The sequence below is a fragment of the uncultured Pseudokineococcus sp. genome (assembly GCF_947495735.1).
Taxonomy (GTDB): domain Bacteria; phylum Actinomycetota; class Actinomycetes; order Actinomycetales; family Quadrisphaeraceae; genus Pseudokineococcus.
On record NZ_CANMAA010000006.1, the window covers coordinates 111,834 to 129,813 of the forward strand.

Annotated in this window: 12 protein-coding genes and 2 pseudogenes; 11 read left to right on the forward strand and 3 right to left on the reverse strand. The window is 76.8% G+C overall.

What is annotated here, in order from left to right; all coding sequences use genetic code 11:
* Positions 1 to 410: 410 nt before the first annotated feature.
* The 3 genes from Q0848_RS10450 to sdhC form a co-directional block, all read right to left on the reverse strand.
* Complete coding sequence (locus tag Q0848_RS10450) at positions 411 to 1,118, reverse strand: succinate dehydrogenase iron-sulfur subunit (protein ID WP_366146535.1); 708 nt, start codon at positions 1,116 to 1,118, stop codon at positions 411 to 413.
* A gap of 193 nt (positions 1,119 to 1,311) precedes the next feature.
* The gene (sdhD, locus tag Q0848_RS10455) at positions 1,312 to 1,773 is read right to left on the reverse strand and encodes a succinate dehydrogenase, hydrophobic membrane anchor protein (RefSeq protein ID WP_299037258.1); all 462 of its coding nucleotides are present in this window, start codon (positions 1,771 to 1,773) and stop codon (positions 1,312 to 1,314) included.
* Positions 1,774 to 1,775: 2 nt separating this feature from the next.
* Positions 1,776 to 2,174, reverse strand: coding sequence for a succinate dehydrogenase, cytochrome b556 subunit (sdhC, locus tag Q0848_RS10460; protein WP_299037260.1), 399 nt, complete (start codon positions 2,172 to 2,174; stop codon positions 1,776 to 1,778).
* A 192-nt stretch (positions 2,175 to 2,366) separates the two neighbouring features.
* On the opposite strand from sdhC, the gene Q0848_RS10465 reads away from it, so the two are divergent.
* From Q0848_RS10465 to Q0848_RS10510, 11 genes and pseudogenes are all read left to right on the forward strand, one after another.
* The gene (locus Q0848_RS10465; RefSeq protein ID WP_299037262.1) at positions 2,367 to 3,497 is read left to right on the forward strand and encodes a mannose-1-phosphate guanylyltransferase; all 1,131 of its coding nucleotides are present in this window, start codon (positions 2,367 to 2,369) and stop codon (positions 3,495 to 3,497) included.
* 146 nt (positions 3,498 to 3,643) lie between these two features.
* Positions 3,644 to 5,182 (forward strand): annotated as a pseudogene (locus tag Q0848_RS19050) (methylmalonyl-CoA mutase family protein); the annotation flags it as partial.
* A 654-nt stretch (positions 5,183 to 5,836) separates the two neighbouring features.
* Positions 5,837 to 7,972, forward strand: a pseudogene (gene scpA / locus Q0848_RS19055) (methylmalonyl-CoA mutase); the annotation flags it as partial.
* Complete coding sequence (gene meaB, locus Q0848_RS10475) at positions 7,969 to 9,039, forward strand: methylmalonyl Co-A mutase-associated GTPase MeaB (RefSeq protein WP_299037266.1); 1,071 nt, start codon at positions 7,969 to 7,971, stop codon at positions 9,037 to 9,039. The pseudogene scpA and the gene meaB, both read left to right, overlap by 4 nt.
* Positions 9,040 to 9,140: 101 nt before the next feature.
* Positions 9,141 to 10,307, forward strand: coding sequence for an amidohydrolase (locus Q0848_RS10480; protein WP_366146536.1), 1,167 nt, complete (start codon positions 9,141 to 9,143; stop codon positions 10,305 to 10,307).
* A gap of 193 nt (positions 10,308 to 10,500) precedes the next feature.
* The gene (locus Q0848_RS10485) at positions 10,501 to 11,595 is read left to right on the forward strand and encodes a BMP family protein (protein WP_299037270.1); all 1,095 of its coding nucleotides are present in this window, start codon (positions 10,501 to 10,503) and stop codon (positions 11,593 to 11,595) included.
* 234 nt (positions 11,596 to 11,829) lie between these two features.
* The gene (locus Q0848_RS10490) at positions 11,830 to 13,449 is read left to right on the forward strand and encodes an ABC transporter ATP-binding protein (RefSeq protein ID WP_299037272.1); all 1,620 of its coding nucleotides are present in this window, start codon (positions 11,830 to 11,832) and stop codon (positions 13,447 to 13,449) included.
* 118 nt (positions 13,450 to 13,567) lie between these two features.
* Positions 13,568 to 14,707, forward strand: a complete 1,140-nt coding sequence (locus Q0848_RS10495) for an ABC transporter permease (RefSeq protein WP_366146537.1) — start codon at positions 13,568 to 13,570, stop codon at positions 14,705 to 14,707.
* Complete coding sequence (locus Q0848_RS10500) at positions 14,704 to 16,002, forward strand: ABC transporter permease (RefSeq protein WP_299037275.1); 1,299 nt, start codon at positions 14,704 to 14,706, stop codon at positions 16,000 to 16,002. Before Q0848_RS10495 ends, Q0848_RS10500 begins: the two co-directional genes overlap by 4 nt.
* A gap of 7 nt (positions 16,003 to 16,009) precedes the next feature.
* A complete protein-coding gene (locus tag Q0848_RS10505) occupies positions 16,010 to 16,429 on the forward strand; it encodes a cytidine deaminase (RefSeq protein ID WP_299037277.1) in 420 nt (139 codons plus the stop codon).
* 109 nt (positions 16,430 to 16,538) lie between these two features.
* The gene (locus tag Q0848_RS10510) at positions 16,539 to 17,954 is read left to right on the forward strand and encodes a Cpe/LpqF family protein (protein WP_299037280.1); all 1,416 of its coding nucleotides are present in this window, start codon (positions 16,539 to 16,541) and stop codon (positions 17,952 to 17,954) included.
* Positions 17,955 to 17,980: the final 26 nt, after the last annotated feature.

Below are 17,980 nucleotides of genomic sequence, written 5' to 3' on the forward strand. Positions count from 1 at the left end.
CGGGTCGTCGCGGCCTCACCGACCCACCGGGACGACGTGGGCCGAGCCGGTCGAGCTGGCCGGTCGGTCGGGACTCCGGTGCGCCCTCGCCGAGGTGACGGCGGCTCAGCGCGGGGGCGGGTGTCCTGCGGGGCACGTGAGGCGAGCAGCTCGAGCGGGGCGCACGCCCGCGAGAGCGCGTAGCCAGTGCCCCGCAGGACACCCGCCCCCGCGCACCCGACCGAGGACGACCCGCTCCCCGTCGCCTCCGGCGGAGCGAGCACGGTCGCCGGGCGTCCGACCCAGCACTCCCGCGCCCCGGTGCGCGCCGTGGACACTCGCCCCCGCGCAGCCACCGGGGACGACGACGGCCCGGCACCTCCCGCGGGAGGAGCCGGGCCGTCGTCGTGGGCGGCTGGGCCGCGCCCGCGTCAGACCGTGCGGGTCAGCAGGGCGCGCTTGACCTCGTGGATGGCCTTGGTGACCTGGATGCCGCGGGGGCACGCCTCGGAGCAGTTGAAGGTGGTGCGGCAGCGCCACACGCCCTCGCGGTCGTTGAGGACCTCGAGGCGGACGTCGGCGCCCTCGTCGCGGCTGTCGAAGATGAAGCGGTGGGCGTTGACGATCGCCGCCGGGCCGAAGTACTGGCCGTCCGTCCAGAACACCGGGCACGAGGACGTGCACGCGGCGCACAGGATGCACTTGGTGGTGTCGTCGAAGCGCTCCCGCTCCTCCTGGCTCTGCTTCCGCTCGCGCGTCGGCTGGTGCCCGGAGGTGATGAGGAAGGGCATGACCTCGCGATAGGACTGGAAGAAGGGCTCCATGTCCACGACGAGGTCCTTCTCGACGGGCAGGCCCTTGATGGGCTCGACCGTGATCGGCTTGTCGGGGTTGATGTCCTTCACCAGCACCTTGCAGGCGAGCCGGTTGACGCCGTTGATGCGCATGGCGTCGGAGCCGCAGACGCCGTGGGCGCAGGAGCGCCGGAAGCTCAGCGAGCCGTCCTGCTCCCACTTGATCTTGTGCAGGGCGTCCAGCACCCGGTCGGTGCCGTGGAGGGTGACCGTGAAGTCCTCCCAGCGCGCCTCCACGGGCGTGCCGTCCTCGGCGTCCTCGGCGTTGTACCGGCGGATGCGCATGACGACGTCGAAGCTCGGGATGGCGCCGAGCTCGCCGTTCTCCGAGGACGCCTCCTCGCCGGCCTTGCCGTGGGCGTGGCCGTTCTCGTCGACGTGCTCGCCGTTCCGCTTCGCGGCGGACTTCTCTCGGGCGGTGCTGCTCATGGTGCGGCGACTTCTCTCTCGCGGGGGTTCGCGCGGACGGGGGGCGTGCTCAGCCGGCGCAGAACGAGGGGGCGCCGGTGAGCAGTGCGCCGTCGGGGCCGACCGGGCAGGGCTCGAAGGTGAAGATGACGAGCGTGCCCAGGACGACGGTGAACACCAGGGCGACGGCCAGGAGGGTCTTGAGGACCATCCGCGTCGTGTCGCGCTGGGTGTAGTCGTTGATGATCGTCCGGACGCCGTTGCTGCCGTGGATCATCGCGAGCCACAGCATCGCCAGGTCCCAGACCTGCCAGAACGGGCTGGCCCACTTGCCGGCGACGAAGCCGAAGTCGAGGCCGTTGATGCCGTCGCCCACCATGAGGTTGACGAACAGGTGGCCGATGACCAGCACGGCCAGGACGGCGCCGGACAGCCGCATGAACAGCCAGCTGTACATCTCGTAGTTGGAGCGCCGGGACGTCGAGCGGCGGTACGGCGTCGAGCGCGGGGCCTCGAGCAGGGGAGCGGCCACGGTCAGCCTCCGAAGACGTGGGAGAGGTGGCGGACCAGGAACGGCACCATGAGCAGGACCCACAGCGCGCCGACGGCCCAGAGCATCTGGCGGTGGTACTTCGGCCCACCTGACCAGAAGTCGACGAGCATCACGCGGATGCCGTTGAAGGCGTGGAAGAGGACCGCGCCGACGAGGCCCGCCTCGCCCAGGCCGACGACCGGGTTCTTGTACGTCTCGATGACCACGTTGTACGCCTCGGGCGCGACGCGCACGAGCGAGGTGTCGAGCACGTGCACCAGCAGGAAGACGAAGATGAGCAGGCCGGTGATCCGGTGCGCCACCCAGGACCACATGCCCTCGCGGCCCCGGTAGAGCGTGCCCTTCGGCACGACCGACCGGGTCCTGGTCTCTGTCGCCACGGACGGCTCCTCGAGGGGTGTGTCGACGCGGGGGCCGTGCGGCGCTCCCGGGGCCGGGCACCCGGGGACCGTTCCCCGGACCGCGCAGCCACCCATATCGTACGGACGCGTGGGCGGGGTCCTGCACCGGGGCGGGCGCGCGTCGAGCGCGTGTGACGGACGCCTCAGGTGCGTGCGTGCCATCGTGACCTCATGCGCAACGCCGGTCCGTCGCTCGACCACTTCTGGGCGGTCGTGCCCGCCGGCGGGTCCGGGACCCGCCTGTGGCCGCTCTCGCGCGCCGGCGCCCCCAAGTTCCTGCACGACCTCACGTCCTCCGGGCGCACGCTGGTGCAGTCCACGTGGGACCGGCTCGTGCCCCTGGCCTCGCCCGAGCGGCTGCTGCTGGTCACGGGCGAGGGCCACGCGGACGCCGTCCGCGCGCAGCTCCCGCAGCTCGAGCGGGGCAACCTGCTGCTCGAGCCCTCGCCGCGGGACTCGATGGCCGCGATCGGGCTCGCGGCGGCCGTCGTCGCCCGCCGCGACCCCGAGGCCGTCGTCGGCTCCTTCGCGGCCGACCACCTCATCCCCGACGCCCGGGCCTTCGGCGGGGCCGTGCGCCAGGCCGTGGCCGTGGCGCAGGAGGGGCACGTCGTCACCATCGGCATCGCGCCGACCTCGGCCGCCACGGGCTTCGGCTACGTGCGCACGGGGGAGCCGCTCGCCGTTGCGGGCGCCCCGGACGCGGTCCGCGCCACCGGCTTCACGGAGAAGCCGGACGCCGCGACGGCCGAGCAGTACGTGGCCAGCGGCGACTACCGCTGGAACGCCGGCATGTTCGTGGCCCGGGCCGACGTCCTGCTCGGGCACCTGGCGGCCCAGCTGCCGCAGCTGCACGCGGGGCTGCTGGAGCTGGCGGAGGCGCACGAGGACCTCCCGGCGCACAAGGCCGCGGCCGTGGTGGAGCGCGTCTGGCCGACGCTGACCAAGATCGCCATCGACCACGCCATCGCCGAGCCCGTCGCCGCCGCGGGCGGCGTCGCCGTCGTGCGCGGCGCCTTCTCCTGGGACGACGTCGGCGACTGGGACGCGCTCGCGTCGCTGATGCCGGACCTCGGCGGCTCGTCGCTGCGCGTCCTCGGCGACATGGAGTCCGTGGTCACGCAGGACTCGACGGGTGTCGTCGTGCCGCGCGGCCAGCGGACCGTGGCCGTCATCGGGCTCTCCGACGTCGTCGTCGTGGACACCGAGGACGCCGTGCTGGTGACCACGCGCGCCCGGGCCCAGGAGGTCAAGCAGATCGTGGAGGCCCTGCGGGCCAAGGGCCGCGCCGACCTGCTCTGAGCCGGCAGTCGGGCGACCTGCCGCAGCGGGGCCCGCCGTCGGTCGCCAGCCCTAGCATCCGGGGCGTGACGACGTCGTCCCCCGCCGCAGCGACCCCGCCCGACGACGACGAGGCCCTGCGGCGCTGGCGGACCGCGGTGACGGCGGTGCTGCGCCGCTCCGGGCGCCTCGCCGCGGACGAGGAGCACCCCGCGCCGGAGGAGCTGCTGGCGGCGCTCGACGCCGACGGCCTGCGGCACCCGCCGCTCGGCACGGCGCGCACGCTCGAGGAGTCGGGCGCGCCCGACCCCGGCCTGCCGGGGGCCCCGCCGTTCGTCCGCGGGGCCTCCCCGGTGCTGGGCTCTCGCCCGGGCGCCGAGGCCTCGAGCAGCCGGGCGTCGACCGCCCCGGTGCCGACCGCCCCGGTGCCGACCGCCCCGGTGCCGACCGCCCAGGGGTCGACCGGCGTCGGCCGGGACCCCGAGCGCCCCGCGGGGTGGGACGTGCGCCAGCGGGTCTCGGGGGAGGACGCGGGCGCGGTGCGCGAGGCCGCCCTCGCCGAGCTCGAGGGCGGCGCGACCTCGCTGTGGCTGGACGTGGGCGGCCCCGGCGGCGTCCGGCTCGCCGACCTGCCGCGCGCCCTGGACGGCGTGCTGCTGGACCTCGCCCCCGTCGTCCTGCGCACCGCCGCCCGCGCGGACCCGGTGGCCGCGGCGCGGGCCCTGCTCGCCCTCGCGCCGAGCGGCCCGGCGCCGCACCCGCTGGCGCTGGGGGTGGGAGCCGACCCCCTGGCCCGGTCGGCCCGCACCGGCGAGCCCGCGGCCGACGGCGAGGGCGGCCGGTCGGTCGTCCTGGAGCTCGCCGGGCTGGCGCTCGAGCACCCGCTCGCGCCGGGGGCGCTCGCGGTCGACGCGCTGCCGGCCTCCGCGGCGGGGGGCACCCCGGCGCAGGTGCTGGCCTGGGGGGTCGGCGCCGCGCTCCAGCACCTGCGCTGGCTGCTCGGGGCCGGCGTCGACCCGGCGAGGGCGGCCCGCCTGCTCGAGCTGCGGCTGCCCGCCACGGACGACCAGTGGGCCACCACGGCGTCGCTGCGCGCGGCCCGGGCGGTGTGGGCGCGGGCGGCCGAGCTGCTCGGGGTGCCCGCCGACGCCCGCGGCCTGCGGCTGCACGCCGTCACCTCCCGCGCCATGCTCGGCGTCCGCGACCCGCACGTCGACGTGCTGCGGGCCACCGTGGCCGCGCTGGCCGCGGGCGTCGGCGGAGCGGAGGCCGTCACGGTCCTGCCGCACGACGCCGCCGTCGGCGCGAGCACGGCCTCCTCGCGGCGCCTCGCGCGGGGCACGTCCTCGATCCTGCTGGCCGAGTCCTCCGTGGGCCGCGTCGTCGACCCGGCCGGCGGGGCGCCCGCGCTGGAGCAGCGCACGTGGGCGCTCGCCGGGCGCGCGTGGGCGCTGCTGCAGGACCTCGAGCGCCGCGGCGGTCCGCTCGGCGTCCTGGCCGACGGGTCCTTCGCCGCCGCGCTCGCCCGCTCGTGGGAGGAGCGCCGGCGGGCGGTGGCCACGCGGTCGGCGCCGCTGACGGGCACGACGACGGTCGTCGAGACCGGCGCCCGACCGCTCGAGCGCGCGCCCGACCCCGCGGCGGCCGCCGAGGGCGCCGGGGGCTGGCCCGAGCACCGCTGGTCGCAGGACGTCGACGCGCTCCGGCAGCGCACCGACGCCCTCCGCGGGGACGGGCCGGAGCCGGAGGTCGGGCTGGTGCGCCTCGACGGGGGGAGCGCGGGCCCCGCGGCCGCGTGGGCCGTCGGGCTGCTGGGCGTCGCGGGCCTGCTCGCCCGGGACGCGCCCGCTCAGGCCCCGGGCGAGGCGCCCGCCGTCGTCCTGCTGGTGGGCGGGGACGACGACTCCCGCGCCGGCGCCGCCGCGGCGCTGCGCGCGCGCGGCGCCCGGTGGGTGCTGCTCGCGCGAGGGGACGACCCGGGGGCGGGGGACGGGCGGGCGCCGGGGGCCGCGGGCGCGCGCCCGGGGCTCCCCGAGGGCGTCGACGACGCCGTGGCGGAGGGCGAGGACGTGCTCGTCGTCCTGCACCGCGTCCTGGACGCGCTCGGCGCCGTCCCCGCGCCCGACGCGCCCCCGGGGCTCTCCTCCGCCGACGGCGCACGCACGCGCGGGTCGGCGGCCGCCGGCGGCGCGGGCCCGGCCGGCCCCGAGCTGCTCGACGCGCCGCTGGTCCCCGCGGGCGCCGCCGCGCCGGGCCCGTCCTCGGCCGCTGGGTCGTCGGCTGCTGGGTCGTCGGCCGCTGGGTCGTCGGGGGGCGGTGACCCGGGAGACGGCCCCGGGGGCGACGGCGCGCCCGCGCCGGCCGCGGTGTGGCGCACGCCCGAGGGGATCGCCGTGCCGGCGCTGGCCACGGCGGCGGACCTCGCCGCCCTGCCGGCGGCCGACCGAGCGGCGGCGGCGGGCTACCCGGGGCAGGCGCCGTACCTGCGGGGGCCCTACCCGACGATGTACGCGGCGCAGCCGTGGACGGTGCGCCAGTACGCGGGCTTCTCGACGGCGGCGGAGTCGAACGCCTTCTACCGCCGGGCCCTGGCGGCGGGGCAGCGCGGGCTGTCCGTGGCGTTCGACCTGGCCACCCACCGCGGCTACGACTCCGACCACCCGCGCGTGGCGGGCGACGTCGGCATGGCCGGGGTGGCCGTGGACTCCCTCCTGGACGCGCGCGAGCTCTTCGACGGCATCCCGCTGGGCGAGATGAGCGTCTCGATGACGATGAACGGCGCCGTGCTCCCGGTGCTCGCGCTCTACGTCGCCGCGGCGGAGGAGCAGGGGGTCCCGCGCGCGCGGCTGTCGGGCACCATCCAGAACGACATCCTCAAGGAGTTCATGGTCCGCAACACCTACATCTACCCGCCCGGCCCCTCGATGGCGGTGGTCAGCGACGTCTTCGCGCACACCTCGGCCCGGATGCCGCGGTTCAACTCCATCTCCATCTCCGGCTACCACATGCAGGAGGCGGGGGCCACGGCCGACCTCGAGCTGGCCTACACGCTCGCCGACGGCGTCGAGTACCTGCGCGCCGGCGTCGCGGCGGGGCTGCCCGTCGACGCCTTCGCGCCGCGGCTGTCCTTCTTCTGGGCCGTCGGCACGAGCTTCCTCACCGAGGTCGCCAAGCTCCGCGCGGCCCGGGTGCTGTGGGCCCGCCTGGTGCAGCCCTTCTCGCCGCAGGACCCGCGGTCGTCGATGCTGCGCGCGCACTGCCAGACCTCGGGGTGGTCGCTGACGGCGAGCGACGTCCAGCTCAACGTCGTGCGCACGTGCGTGGAGGCCATGGCGGCCACCCAGGGGGGGACCCAGTCGCTGCACACCAACGCCCTCGACGAGGCGCTCGCGCTGCCCTCGGACGCCGCCGCGCGCACCGCGCGCGTGACGCAGCTGCTCCTGCAGCAGGAGACGGGCACGACGTCGGTCGTGGACCCGTGGGGCGGCTCGCACTCCCTGGAGCGGCTGACGAGCGACCTCGCCGCGCGCGCCCGGGCGCACCTGGACGAGGTGGAGGCGGCGGGCGGCATGGCCCGGGCCATCGAGGAGGGCATCCCCAAGCGGCGCATCGAGGAGGCGGCCGCGCGCACGCAGGCGCGCATCGACGCCCGGCGCCAGCAGGTGGTCGGCGTCAACGTGTTCACGGTGCCGCGCGCGGAGCAGGACGTCGTCGAGGTGCGCCGCGTGGAGGGGGCCGGCGTCCGCGCGCAGCAGGTGGCCAAGCTCGAGCGGCTCCGGCGCGAGCGCGACGCCGGCGCCGTCGCCGACGCGCTGCGCCGCCTCACGGCCGCCGCCCGCGCGGTCGCCGACGGCGCGCGCCGCGGCGGGCCCGACGCCGAGGACGGCAACCTGCTGGCGCTGTCGGTCGAGGCCGCGCGGGCGCACGCCACGGTGGGGGAGATGTCGGCCGCGCTCGAGGAGGTCTTCGGGCGCCACACGGGAGCGGTGAGCACGATCACGGGCGTGTACCGGCAGGAGGCGGCCTCCGAGCAGGACGCGGGGGCGGACGCCGTCGCGGCCGTGGCCCTCGACGTCGCCGCCTTCGAGGAGGAGGAGGGGCGCCGGCCGCGCATCCTCGTCGCCAAGATGGGCCAGGACGGCCACGACCGGGGGCAGAAGGTCATCGCGACGGCGTTCGCCGACCTGGGGTTCGACGTCGACGTCGGCCCGCTCTTCTCCACCCCCGAGGAGGTCGCCCGCCAGGCGGTCGAGGCCGACGTCCACGTCGTGGGGGTGTCCTCGCTGGCCGCGGGCCACCTCGTGCTCGTGCCGCAGCTGCGGGAGGCGCTCGCGGCGGAGGGGCGCGAGGACGTCGTCGTCGTCGTGGGCGGCGTCGTGCCGCCCGACGACGTCCCGCTGCTGCTCGAGATGGGCGCCGCGGCCGTCTTCGGGCCGGGGACGGTCGTCGCGACCGCCGCGCGCGACCTGCTCGCCGAGCTGCGGGCGCGCCGGTGAGCGGCCCTGCGCCGGCGGCAGGACCCCCGCGGCGCCGGCCCGTCGACGTCCCGGCGCTGGTCGAGGGCGTCCTCGCCGGCCGGCGGGGCGACGTGGCGCGGGCCCTGACGCTCGTGGAGTCCCGGCGGGCCGACCACCGCGCGCAGGCCCAGGACCTGCTCGGCGCGCTGCTGCCGCGGTCCGGGCGGGCGGTGCGCCTCGGCGTGACGGGCGTCCCCGGGGTGGGCAAGTCCACGTTCGTGGAGGCGCTGGGCACGCGCCTGACGGCGTCCGGCCACCGGGTGGCAGTGCTCGCCGTCGACCCGAGCTCAAGCCGCAGCGGCGGGTCGATCCTCGGCGACAAGACCCGGATGGCGCGCCTGGCCACCGACCCCGCGGCCTTCGTCCGCCCCTCGCCGACCGCGGGGACGCTCGGGGGCGTCGCGCGGACGACGCGCGAGGCCGTCGTCGTCCTGGAGGCGGCCGGGTACGACGTGGTCGTCGTCGAGACGGTCGGCGTGGGGCAGTCCGAGGCCGTCGTGGCGCAGATGGTCGACACCTTCTGCGTGCTCGTCCTCGCGCGGACCGGGGACTCGCTGCAGGGCATCAAGAAGGGCGTCCTCGAGCTCGCGGACCTGCTCGTGGTCCACAAGGCCGACGGCCCCGCCGCGGCGGACGCCCGCTCGGCGGCCTCCGAGGCGCGCTCGGCCCTGCGCCTGGTCACGCCGCCCGACGCGCTGTGGCACCCGCCCGTGCTCGAGGCCAGCTCCACCGAGGACCGGGGCGTCGCGGAGGTCTGGGAGGCCGTGCTCGAGCACCGGCGCGTCCTGGAGGCGGCCGGCGAGCTCGCCCGCCGCCGGGGGCAGCAGCAGGTGCAGTGGATGCGGGCGGTCGTGGAGGACGAGCTCCTGGCGCAGCTGCGCGCCCCCGCGGCGCGCGCGGCCTCCGACCGCCTCGCCGCGCGGGTCCGGGAGGGCGACCTGCCGGCCACGGCGGCCGCGGCGATGCTCCTGGCGGAGCTGGGCGCCGGGGGCCCGCGGGGGGCGGAGCGCTCGTCCGGCGAGGACCGCCGGCCGCCCCGGCGGTAGCGTCGCCGCCCGTGAGCAGCACCGTCCCCGTCCCCGGCCGCGACCTGGTCGCCGCCCGCGCCCTCCCCCCGCGGCTGCCCGACCCCGCGCTCGACGCGGCCGTGCGCCGGCTCTGCGACGAGGTGGTCCCGCAGCTGCTGCCCGAGCTGGTCGCCCTGCGCCGCGACGTCCACGCCCACCCCGAGCTCGGCCACCACGAGCACCGCACGACGGCCCTGGTGGCGCGGCGCCTGGAGGAGGCGGGGCTGCGCCCGCAGCTCCTGCCGGGGACGGGGCTGGTGTGCGACATCGGCGACCCGCAGGCGCCGCCGGTCGTGCTGCGGGCCGACCTCGACGCCCTCCCGGTGACCGAGCGGAGCGGCCTGCCGTTCGCCTCCACCACGCCCGACGTCGCGCACGCCTGCGGGCACGACGTGCACACGACCGTGGTCCTCGGCGCGGGGCTCGTGCTCGCCCGCGCGGCCGAGCGCGGCCTGCTGCGGGGGCGCGTGCGGCTGCTCATGCAGCCCGCGGAGGAGATCACGCCGGGGGGCGCCCTCGAGGTGCTGGCCACCGGGGTCCTCGAGGGCACCGCGCGCTTCTACGCCGTGCACTGCGACCCGCGGCTCGACGTCGGGCAGGTGGGCCTGCGGCACGGCGCCATCACCTCGGCGTCGGACCACGTCCTGGTGCGCCTGCGCGGCAACGGCGGCCACACCTCCCGCCCCCACCTGACGGGCGACCTCGTGTACGCCCTCGGCCAGGTGGTCCTCGCGCTGCCGGCGGTGCTCTCGCGCCGCCTGGACCCGCGCACGGGGGTCAACCTGACGTGGGGCCGGATCGAGGCGGGCACGGCGCCGAACGCCATCCCCGCGGAGGGCTCCGTCGAGGGCACGCTGCGGGTCCTCGACGTCGCCGCCTGGCAGGAGGCCGGCTCCATCATCGAGGAGGTCGTGGAGGGCGTCGTCGCCCCCTACCGGGTGGACGCGACCGTGGAGGTCACGCACAGCGTCCCCCCGGTGGACAACGACGAGGCCAGCGTGCGGGCGTTCCAGCACGCCGCCCGGACGGTCCTGCCGGCGGGGGCCGAGGCGCGGACCGAGCAGAGCCTGGGCGGGGAGGACTTCGGCTGGTACCTGCAGGAGGGGGTGCCGGGCGCGCTGGCCCGGCTCGGCACGCGCACCCGGGGCGGGCGCACCCACGACCTGCACCAGGGCGACTTCGTCGCCGACGAGGACGCGATCGCGGTCGGCGTCCGGCTGCTCGCGGCGGTGGCGCTGCTGGGCTGACCGCTCGCCGCGGGCCGTCCCGCGGCGCAGCACGCCCGGGCCGCTCCCGCCACCCGGGCGGGTGGTCCTGCGGCGTCCCGGACGGGTCACGGTCCGGTCTCCCGGGCCCCGGGCGTCCCCGAGCGCTCCCCGCCGCTGCCTACACTCCTGCGACCGCCGAGGACCTGCCCGGTGGTCGGCCGAGGAGGAACACGTGAAGAACACCGTGCGCGGAGCCGCGCTCGTCGGGACGCTCGCGCTGGCGCTGACGGCCTGCGGCGAGGCCCCGGAGGAGACCGGCGCCGGCGGGACGGGCGGGACGTCCGCTCCCGAGGGCGGCAGCGACTACCTCGCCTGCCTCGTCTCCGACCAGGGCGGCTTCGACGACCAGTCCTTCAACCAGTCGGCCCGCGAGGGCGCGGAGGCCGCGGCCGAGGAGCTCGGCGTCGAGGTCCGCGAGCTCGAGTCCCAGAGCGCCTCGGACTTCGAGCAGAACGTCCAGCAGACGGTGCAGCTCGGCTGCGACCAGACGGTCTCGGTGGGCTTCCTGCTGGCCGACGCCACCGCCGCGGCGGCCGGGGCGAACCCCGACCTGTCCTACGCCCTCGTCGACGCCGCGACGGAGCAGTCCTACGACAACCTCCGCCCGCTGCTCTTCGACACGGCGCAGGCGTCCTTCCTCGCCGGCTACCTCGCCGCCGGGACGACGGAGACGGGCACCATCGCCACCTTCGGCGGGCTGCAGATCCCCTCGGTCACCGTCTTCATGGACGGCTTCGCCCGCGGCGCGCAGTACCACGACGAGCAGAACGGCACCGAGACGACGGTGCTCGGCTGGGACCCCGAGGCGCAGACCGGCTCCTTCACCGGTGACTTCGAGAACCAGACGAACGGCGTCAACACCACCCAGAACTTCATCGACCAGGGCGCGGACGTCATCCTCCCGGTCGCCGGCCCCGTCGGCCTCGGCGCCGCCTCGGCCGCGCAGGGCGCCGACGGCGTCAAGCTCGTCTGGGTCGACTCCGACGGCTACGAGTCCACCGAGTACGGCGACATCATCCTCACGAGCGTCGTGAAGGAGATCGGCGCCGCCGTCCAGGACTCGATCCGGGCCGGCGTCGACGGCGACTTCTCCGGCGAGCCCTACGTCGGCACCCTCGAGAACGGCGGCGTCTCGCTGGCGCCCTACCACGACTTCGAGGACCAGGTCCCGCAGGAGCTCAAGGACCAGGTCACCGAGCTGCAGGAGCAGATCGTCTCCGGCGAGCTGACCGTCGAGTCGGAGTCCTCGCCCAGCAGCGACGGCTGAGCCGGCCGCCAGGTCGTCCCCCGGCGCGGCGGCGCCGGCCCGGGGTCCCCTCCTCGGGCCGGCGCCGCGCGCGCGTGCGGCACACTCGCCGCGGCGCGCCCGCAGCACCCCTGAGCGGCGCCTCGCGCAGCACGCACGAGCACCAGCACGTGAGCACCACCAGCAGAGCAGCCCCCGCACAGGGCGTCCGACGACGGGCGCCGAGGCCCGCACCGGGCGACCAGGAGGACGGACGTGAGGCTCGAGCTCCGCGGCATCACGAAGCGGTTCGGGCCGCTCGTGGCCAACGACGCCATCGACCTGGTCGTGGAGCCGGGGGAGATCCACTGCCTGCTCGGCGAGAACGGCGCCGGCAAGAGCACGCTGATGAACGTCCTCTACGGGCTCTACACCCCCGACGAGGGCGAGCTGCTCCTGGACGACCGGCCCGTGGCGTTCGACGGGCCGGGCGAGGCGATGGCGGCCGGCATCGGCATGGTGCACCAGCACTTCATGCTGGCGCCCGTCTTCACCGTCGCCGAGTCGGTGGTCCTCGGCCACGAGCGGACGCGCGGCCCGCTGCTCGACCTCGACGCGGCCCGCGCCCAGGTGCGCGAGGTCTCCGACCGGTACGGGTTCGGGGTGGACCCGGACGCGCGCATCGAGGACCTGCCCGTCGGCGTCCAGCAGCGCGTGGAGATCATCAAGGCGCTCGTCGGCGACGCGCGGGTGCTGATCCTCGACGAGCCCACGGCGGTCCTCACCCCGCAGGAGACCGACGAGCTCATCGACATCATGCGCCAGCTGAAGGCGGGCGGGACGTCGGTCGTCTTCATCACGCACAAGCTGCGTGAGGTCCGCGCCGTGGCCGACCGCATCACCGTCATCCGCCGGGGGAGGGTCGTGGGCACGGCGACGCCGGACGCCTCGGAGAACGAGCTCGCCTCCCTCATGGTCGGCCGCTCGGTGAGCCTCGGGGTCGGCAAGGAGCCGCCGCGGCGGGGGGAGGAGCACCTCGTCGTCTCCGACCTCGTGGTCCGCGACGCCCGCGGCGCCCGCGCCGTCGACGGCGTCTCCCTCTCGGTGGCCCGGGGCGAGGTGCTGGCCGTCGCGGGCGTGGACGGCAACGGCCAGAGCGAGCTCGCGGAGGCCGTGCTCGGCCTCGTGGACGCGGAGTCGGGCTCGGTCCGCCTCGGGGGCCGGGAGCTGCTGGGCCTCGGGGTCCGCGGCGTCCTGGACGCCGGGGTCGGCTTCGTGCCCGAGGACCGCTCCGCCGACGGCGTCGTGGCGACCCTCTCGGTGGCGGAGAACCTCGTGCTCGACCTCGTGCGCTCGCCGGAGTACCGCCGCGGGCTGAGCCTGCGCCGCGACGCCATCCGCGCCAACGCCGAGCGCCGCGTGGAGGAGTTCGACGTCCGCACCACGAGCGTCGACGCCCCCGTCGGCACCCTGTCCGGCGGCAACCAGCAGAAGGTCGTCCTGGCGCGCGAGCTCTCCCGCCCGCTCCAGCTCTTCGTCGCCTCCCAGCCGACCCGCGGGCTCGACGTCGGCTCCATCGAGTTCGTGCACCGGCGGATCGTGGCCGAGCGCGACGCCGGCACGCCCGTCGTCATCATCTCCACCGAGCTCGACGAGGTCGTCGAGCTCGCCGACCGCATCGCCGTCATGTACCGCGGCCGCGTCGTGGGGGTCGTCGAGGGCGACACCGACCGCGACGTCCTCGGGCTCATGATGGCCGGCGTGCCCGAGGACGAGGCGCGCCTCCAGGCGTCCCGCGCCCCCGCGGGCGCCCCCGACCACGGCGGTCGCGCGACCGCCGCCACGAGCGCCCCTCCCGCCGGGAGCGGGCGCGCACCCGCCGAGGAGACCCCGTGACCGCCAGGGCAGGCGCCGCGTGAGCGCGCAGCGCGCCGAGGCCGACGCCGAGCGGCCCGACCAGCAGTCCCCGCCCGCGGGCCGCGAGCCCGGCCGCGTCGGCTCCACCCTCGCAGCCGTGCGCGACGGCTCCGGGCTGCTGTCGCTGCTCGCGGTCGTGCTGGCCCTCGTCCTCGGCGCCGTGCTCATCGCGGTCGCCGACCCGCGGGTGCAGGAGACGGTGACCTACCTGACGGCGCGGCCCAGCGACTTCCTCGGCGCCGTCGGCAGCGCCGTCGGCGGGGCGTACACGGCGCTGCTGCAGGGCGCCGTGCTCGACTGGACGGCGAGCACGCCCGCCCGGGTGGTCCGCCCGATCACCGAGACCCTCACCGTGGCGACGCCGCTCATCGCCGCCGGGCTGGGCGTCGCGCTCAGCTTCCGCGCGGGCCTGTTCAACATCGGCGCGCAGGGCCAGATCATCCTCGGGGCGGTCCTCGCCGGCTGGGTCGGCTTCGCGCTCGAGCTGCCGGTGGGGCTGCACCTGCTGCTGGCCCTGGTCGGCGGCGTCCTCGGCGGCGCGCTGTGGGGCGGCATCGCCGGCGGCCTCAAGGCCCGGACCGGCGCCCACGAGGTGATCGTCACGATCATGCTCAACTACGTCGCCCTGCGGCTCGTGGAGTTCCTCCTGACCCTGGGCGCCTTCCAGCGCGAGGGCCAGGCCAACCCGATCAGCCCGCCGGTGGCGGGCTCGGCGCAGCTCCCGCAGCTGCTGGGCACGGGCTTCCGCCTGCACGCCGGGCTGCTGCTGGTCCTGCTCGCCGCGGCCGGCGTCTGGTGGCTGCTCGAGCGCAGCACCACCGGGTTCGGGCTGCGCGCCGTCGGGGCCAACCCGGCCGCCGCCCGCACCGCCGGCATCTCGGTGCCGCGCTCCTACGTGACGGTGATGCTCCTCTCGGGCGGTCTGGCCGGCCTCGCGGGCGCCGTCCACCTGCTCGGCACCGAGGACTCCCTGACGGCCGGCATCGCCGGGTCCTTCGGCTTCGACGCCATCACCGTGGCGCTGCTCGGGCGCTCGCGACCGGGCGGCGTCGTGCTCGCGGGGCTCCTGTTCGGGGCGCTCCAGGCCGGCGGCGTGTCGATGCAGGCGCGCACCGGGACCCCGATCGACATCGTCCTCGTCGTGCAGTCCCTCATCGTCCTGTTCATCGCCGCGCCGCCGCTGGTGCGCGCGGTCTTCCGCCTGCGCGACCCGCAGGCGAGGGGAGCCCGGGCATGAGCCTGCCGTCCGCCACGAGCACGGCCCCGACCGCGGCGGCCTCGCCGCCGAGCGGGGACGAGGCGCGGCCCTCGCGCCGCGGGTCCGTCGTCATGGCCGTCCTGACGGCCGTCGGGCTCCTGTCCTTCGTCCTCCTGGCCTCCGGCGGCACGAGCACGCTGTCGCTGTCCAGCAGCCGTGACGTCGTCTCGCTGCCCGACCTCGTGCTGCCCAGCCGGTGGGCCTCCGCCGTCCTGCTGGTCGTGTGCGCCGCCCTCACCGGCCTCGCCGCCGCCCGGACCGCGGCGGGGCGGCGGACGCCGCGCTGGGTGGTCCCGGTCTTCGGCGCGGTGTTCGTGCTCGCCTTCCTCGTGTGGGTCGTGGCCGGCGCGCGCGTGTCGCTGGTGAGCCTGCTGGGCGGCACGCTGCTGCTCGGCGCGCCGCTCGTCTTCGGCGCCATGGCGGGCGTCGTGAGCGAGCGCTCGGGCGTGGTGAACATCGCCATCGAGGGCCAGCTGCTGCTCGGCGCCTTCGCGGCCGCCGTGGTCGCCTCACTGTCCGGGACGGCCTACCTCGGACTCGTGGCCGCGCCCGTGGGCGGGATGCTCATCGGCCTGCTGCTGGCGGTCTTCACCGTCCGCTACCTCGTGAACCAGATCATCGTCGGCGTCGTCCTCAACGTCTTCGCGATCGGCCTCACGAGCTTCCTGTACTCCACGGTCCTGTCCGACAACGCCGGGTGGAACTCCCCGACGGGGCTGCCGCAGCTGCCGATCCCGGTGCTGTCCTCCATCCCGGTCGTCGGGCCGGTGCTGTTCGCCCAGAACCTGCTCGTCTACCTGATGTACGCGCTCGTGGCGGGCCTGCACGTGGCGCTGTTCCGCACGCGGTGGGGGCTGCGGCTGCGGGCGGTCGGCGAGCACCCGAAGGCAGCCGACACGGTGGGCATCCCGGTCGCGCGCACCCGCTTCCGCGCCGTCGTGCTCGGCGGGGCGATCGCGGGGCTGGGCGGGGCGTCCTTCACCCTCGGGGCCTCCGCCGCCGGCCTGGCCTTCAACCGCGAGATGACGGCGGGCAGCGGGTACATCGCCCTCGCCGCGATGATCTTCGGCCGGTGGAGCCCGCTGGGAGCCCTCGGGGCGGCCCTGCTGTTCGGCTTCGCCTCGAACCTGCAGAACGTCCTGTCGGTCATCGGCACGCCGATCCCGAGCCAGTTCCTGCTCATGGCGCCCTACCTGGCGACGATCTTCGCCGTCGCCGGGCTCGTCGGGCGCGTGCGGGGCCCGGCCGCGGCCGGCGTCCCCTACGAGAAGTGAGGTCGGCGTGAGCGACGCGGTCGGGCCGTCCGGGCTCCCGGTCGACTGGGAGGCGCTGCGCGCCGCGGCCACCGAGGTGATGGCGCGCGCCTACGCGCCGTACTCGGGCTTCCCCGTGGGCGTCGCCGGGCTCGTGGACGACGGCCGGGTCGTCGTCGGGTGCAACGTGGAGAACGCCGGGTACGGCGTCACCCTGTGCGCCGAGTGCGGCATGGTCAGCTCCCTGCACGCCACGGGCGGTGGCCGGCTCGTGGCCGTGGCGTGCGTCGACCGCGCGGGGACGGCGCTCATGCCGTGCGGGCGCTGCCGCCAGCTGCTGTGGGAGAACGGCGGGCCGGACTGCCTGCTCGAGACGCCCGAGGGCGTGCTGCCGATGTCGGCCGTCCTGCCGCAGGCCTTCGGGGCGCACGACCTCGAGAGCCGCTGAGGACCGCCCCTCGCCGCCGAGCTGCTCGACGGCGGTGACCGCGTGCGGTCACCTCCGTGGAGCAGGTGCCCGGTGCGGGGGCGGGGCGCCGTCGTGCCACGGTGGGGCCATGGCTGACCGGGGGACGACGTCGCGCCGGGGCCGCTCCCGCGCACCGGGAGCGCTGCTGGTGGCGCTGCTCCTGGCCGGCTGCACCGGGGAGGCCCCCGGCGGCGAGCCGGAGGCGTCGTCCGCCCCGACGACGACGCCGCCGGCCGCGACCCCGTCGGCCGTCGCGCTGCCGTCCTCGTCCGTCGGGGAGGCGGCGGGCTGGGTGCTCGAGCAGCTGGCGGCCGACGCCGGGCCCTCGCCGGAGGCGGCGCGGGAGCGCTTCTCGCCCGGCTTCCTCGACCAGCTCGGGGCGACGCCGCTCTCCGAGGTCCTCGACGGGCTGCGCGCGCTGGGCCCGTGGACGCCCACGGCGGTGGAGGGCACCGAGACGGAGGCCGTGGTCTCCCTGGCGACGGGGTCGGGGACGGCCTACCGGATGCAGGTGGTCGTCGACGCCGAGGGCGTCATCGGCGGCCTGCTCTTCACCGAGGACGCCGTCGCCGGGCGCGAGCCCGCGACGTCCTGGGGCGCGGTGACCGACGAGCTGGCGGGGCTGGCCGACGAGGCGCACCTGCTCGCCGCCCGGGTGGAGGACGGGACCTGCGTCCCGGTGGACCCGGCGGCCGAGCTGGCGGCGGGGGAGCCCGCGCCGCTCGGCTCGGTCTTCAAGCTGTACGTCCTCGGCGCCGTCGCGGCCGCGGTCGAGGACGGCGAGCTGGGCTGGGACGACGAGCTGGAGGTCACGGCCGACGTGCGCAGCCTCCCGTCCGGGGAGCTCCAGGACGCCCCCGAGGGCGCGGTGGTCAGCGTCCGCGAGGCGGCCGGCGGGATGATCGCCATCAGCGACAACACGGCCGCGGACCTGCTGGCCACCGCGGTCGGGCGGCCGGCGGTCGAGGAGGCCGTGACCGCGCTCGGCACCGAGGACGAGGGCGGGCTGGTCCCCTTCCTGACCACGCGCGAGTACTTCACCCTGGGCTGGGGCGCCCCCGAGGTCCTCGAGCAGTGGCCGGGGGCGGACGCCGAGGAGCGGCGCGACCTGCTGCAGCAGCTCCCGCCGACCCCCGAGGGCGTCGCCCCTGCGGACGTCGTCACCCCGGTGTGGCCGCAGGGCGCGGGCTGGGCGGCCTCGGCGCAGGACGTCTGCCGCGCCCACGTCCGGCTGCAGGAGCTGGCCGCGCGGCCCGGGCTGGAGCCCGTGCGCGAGGTGCTCGCCGAGAACCCGGGCGTGCCGCTGGACGAGGAGGTCTGGGACTACGCGGCGTTCAAGGGCGGCAGCGCGCCGGGGGTGCTGGCGGCGTCGTGGTACCTCGAGCGCGCCGACGGGGAGCAGCTCGTCCTCGTCGCCCAGGCCGCCGACGGGGCGGCGGTGGACCAGCCCGTCTTCTTCGCGCTGGTGCAGGACGCGCTGGCGCTGCTGGCCGAGAGCCCCTGAGAGCCCCTCGGGAGCCGCGCGGGAGC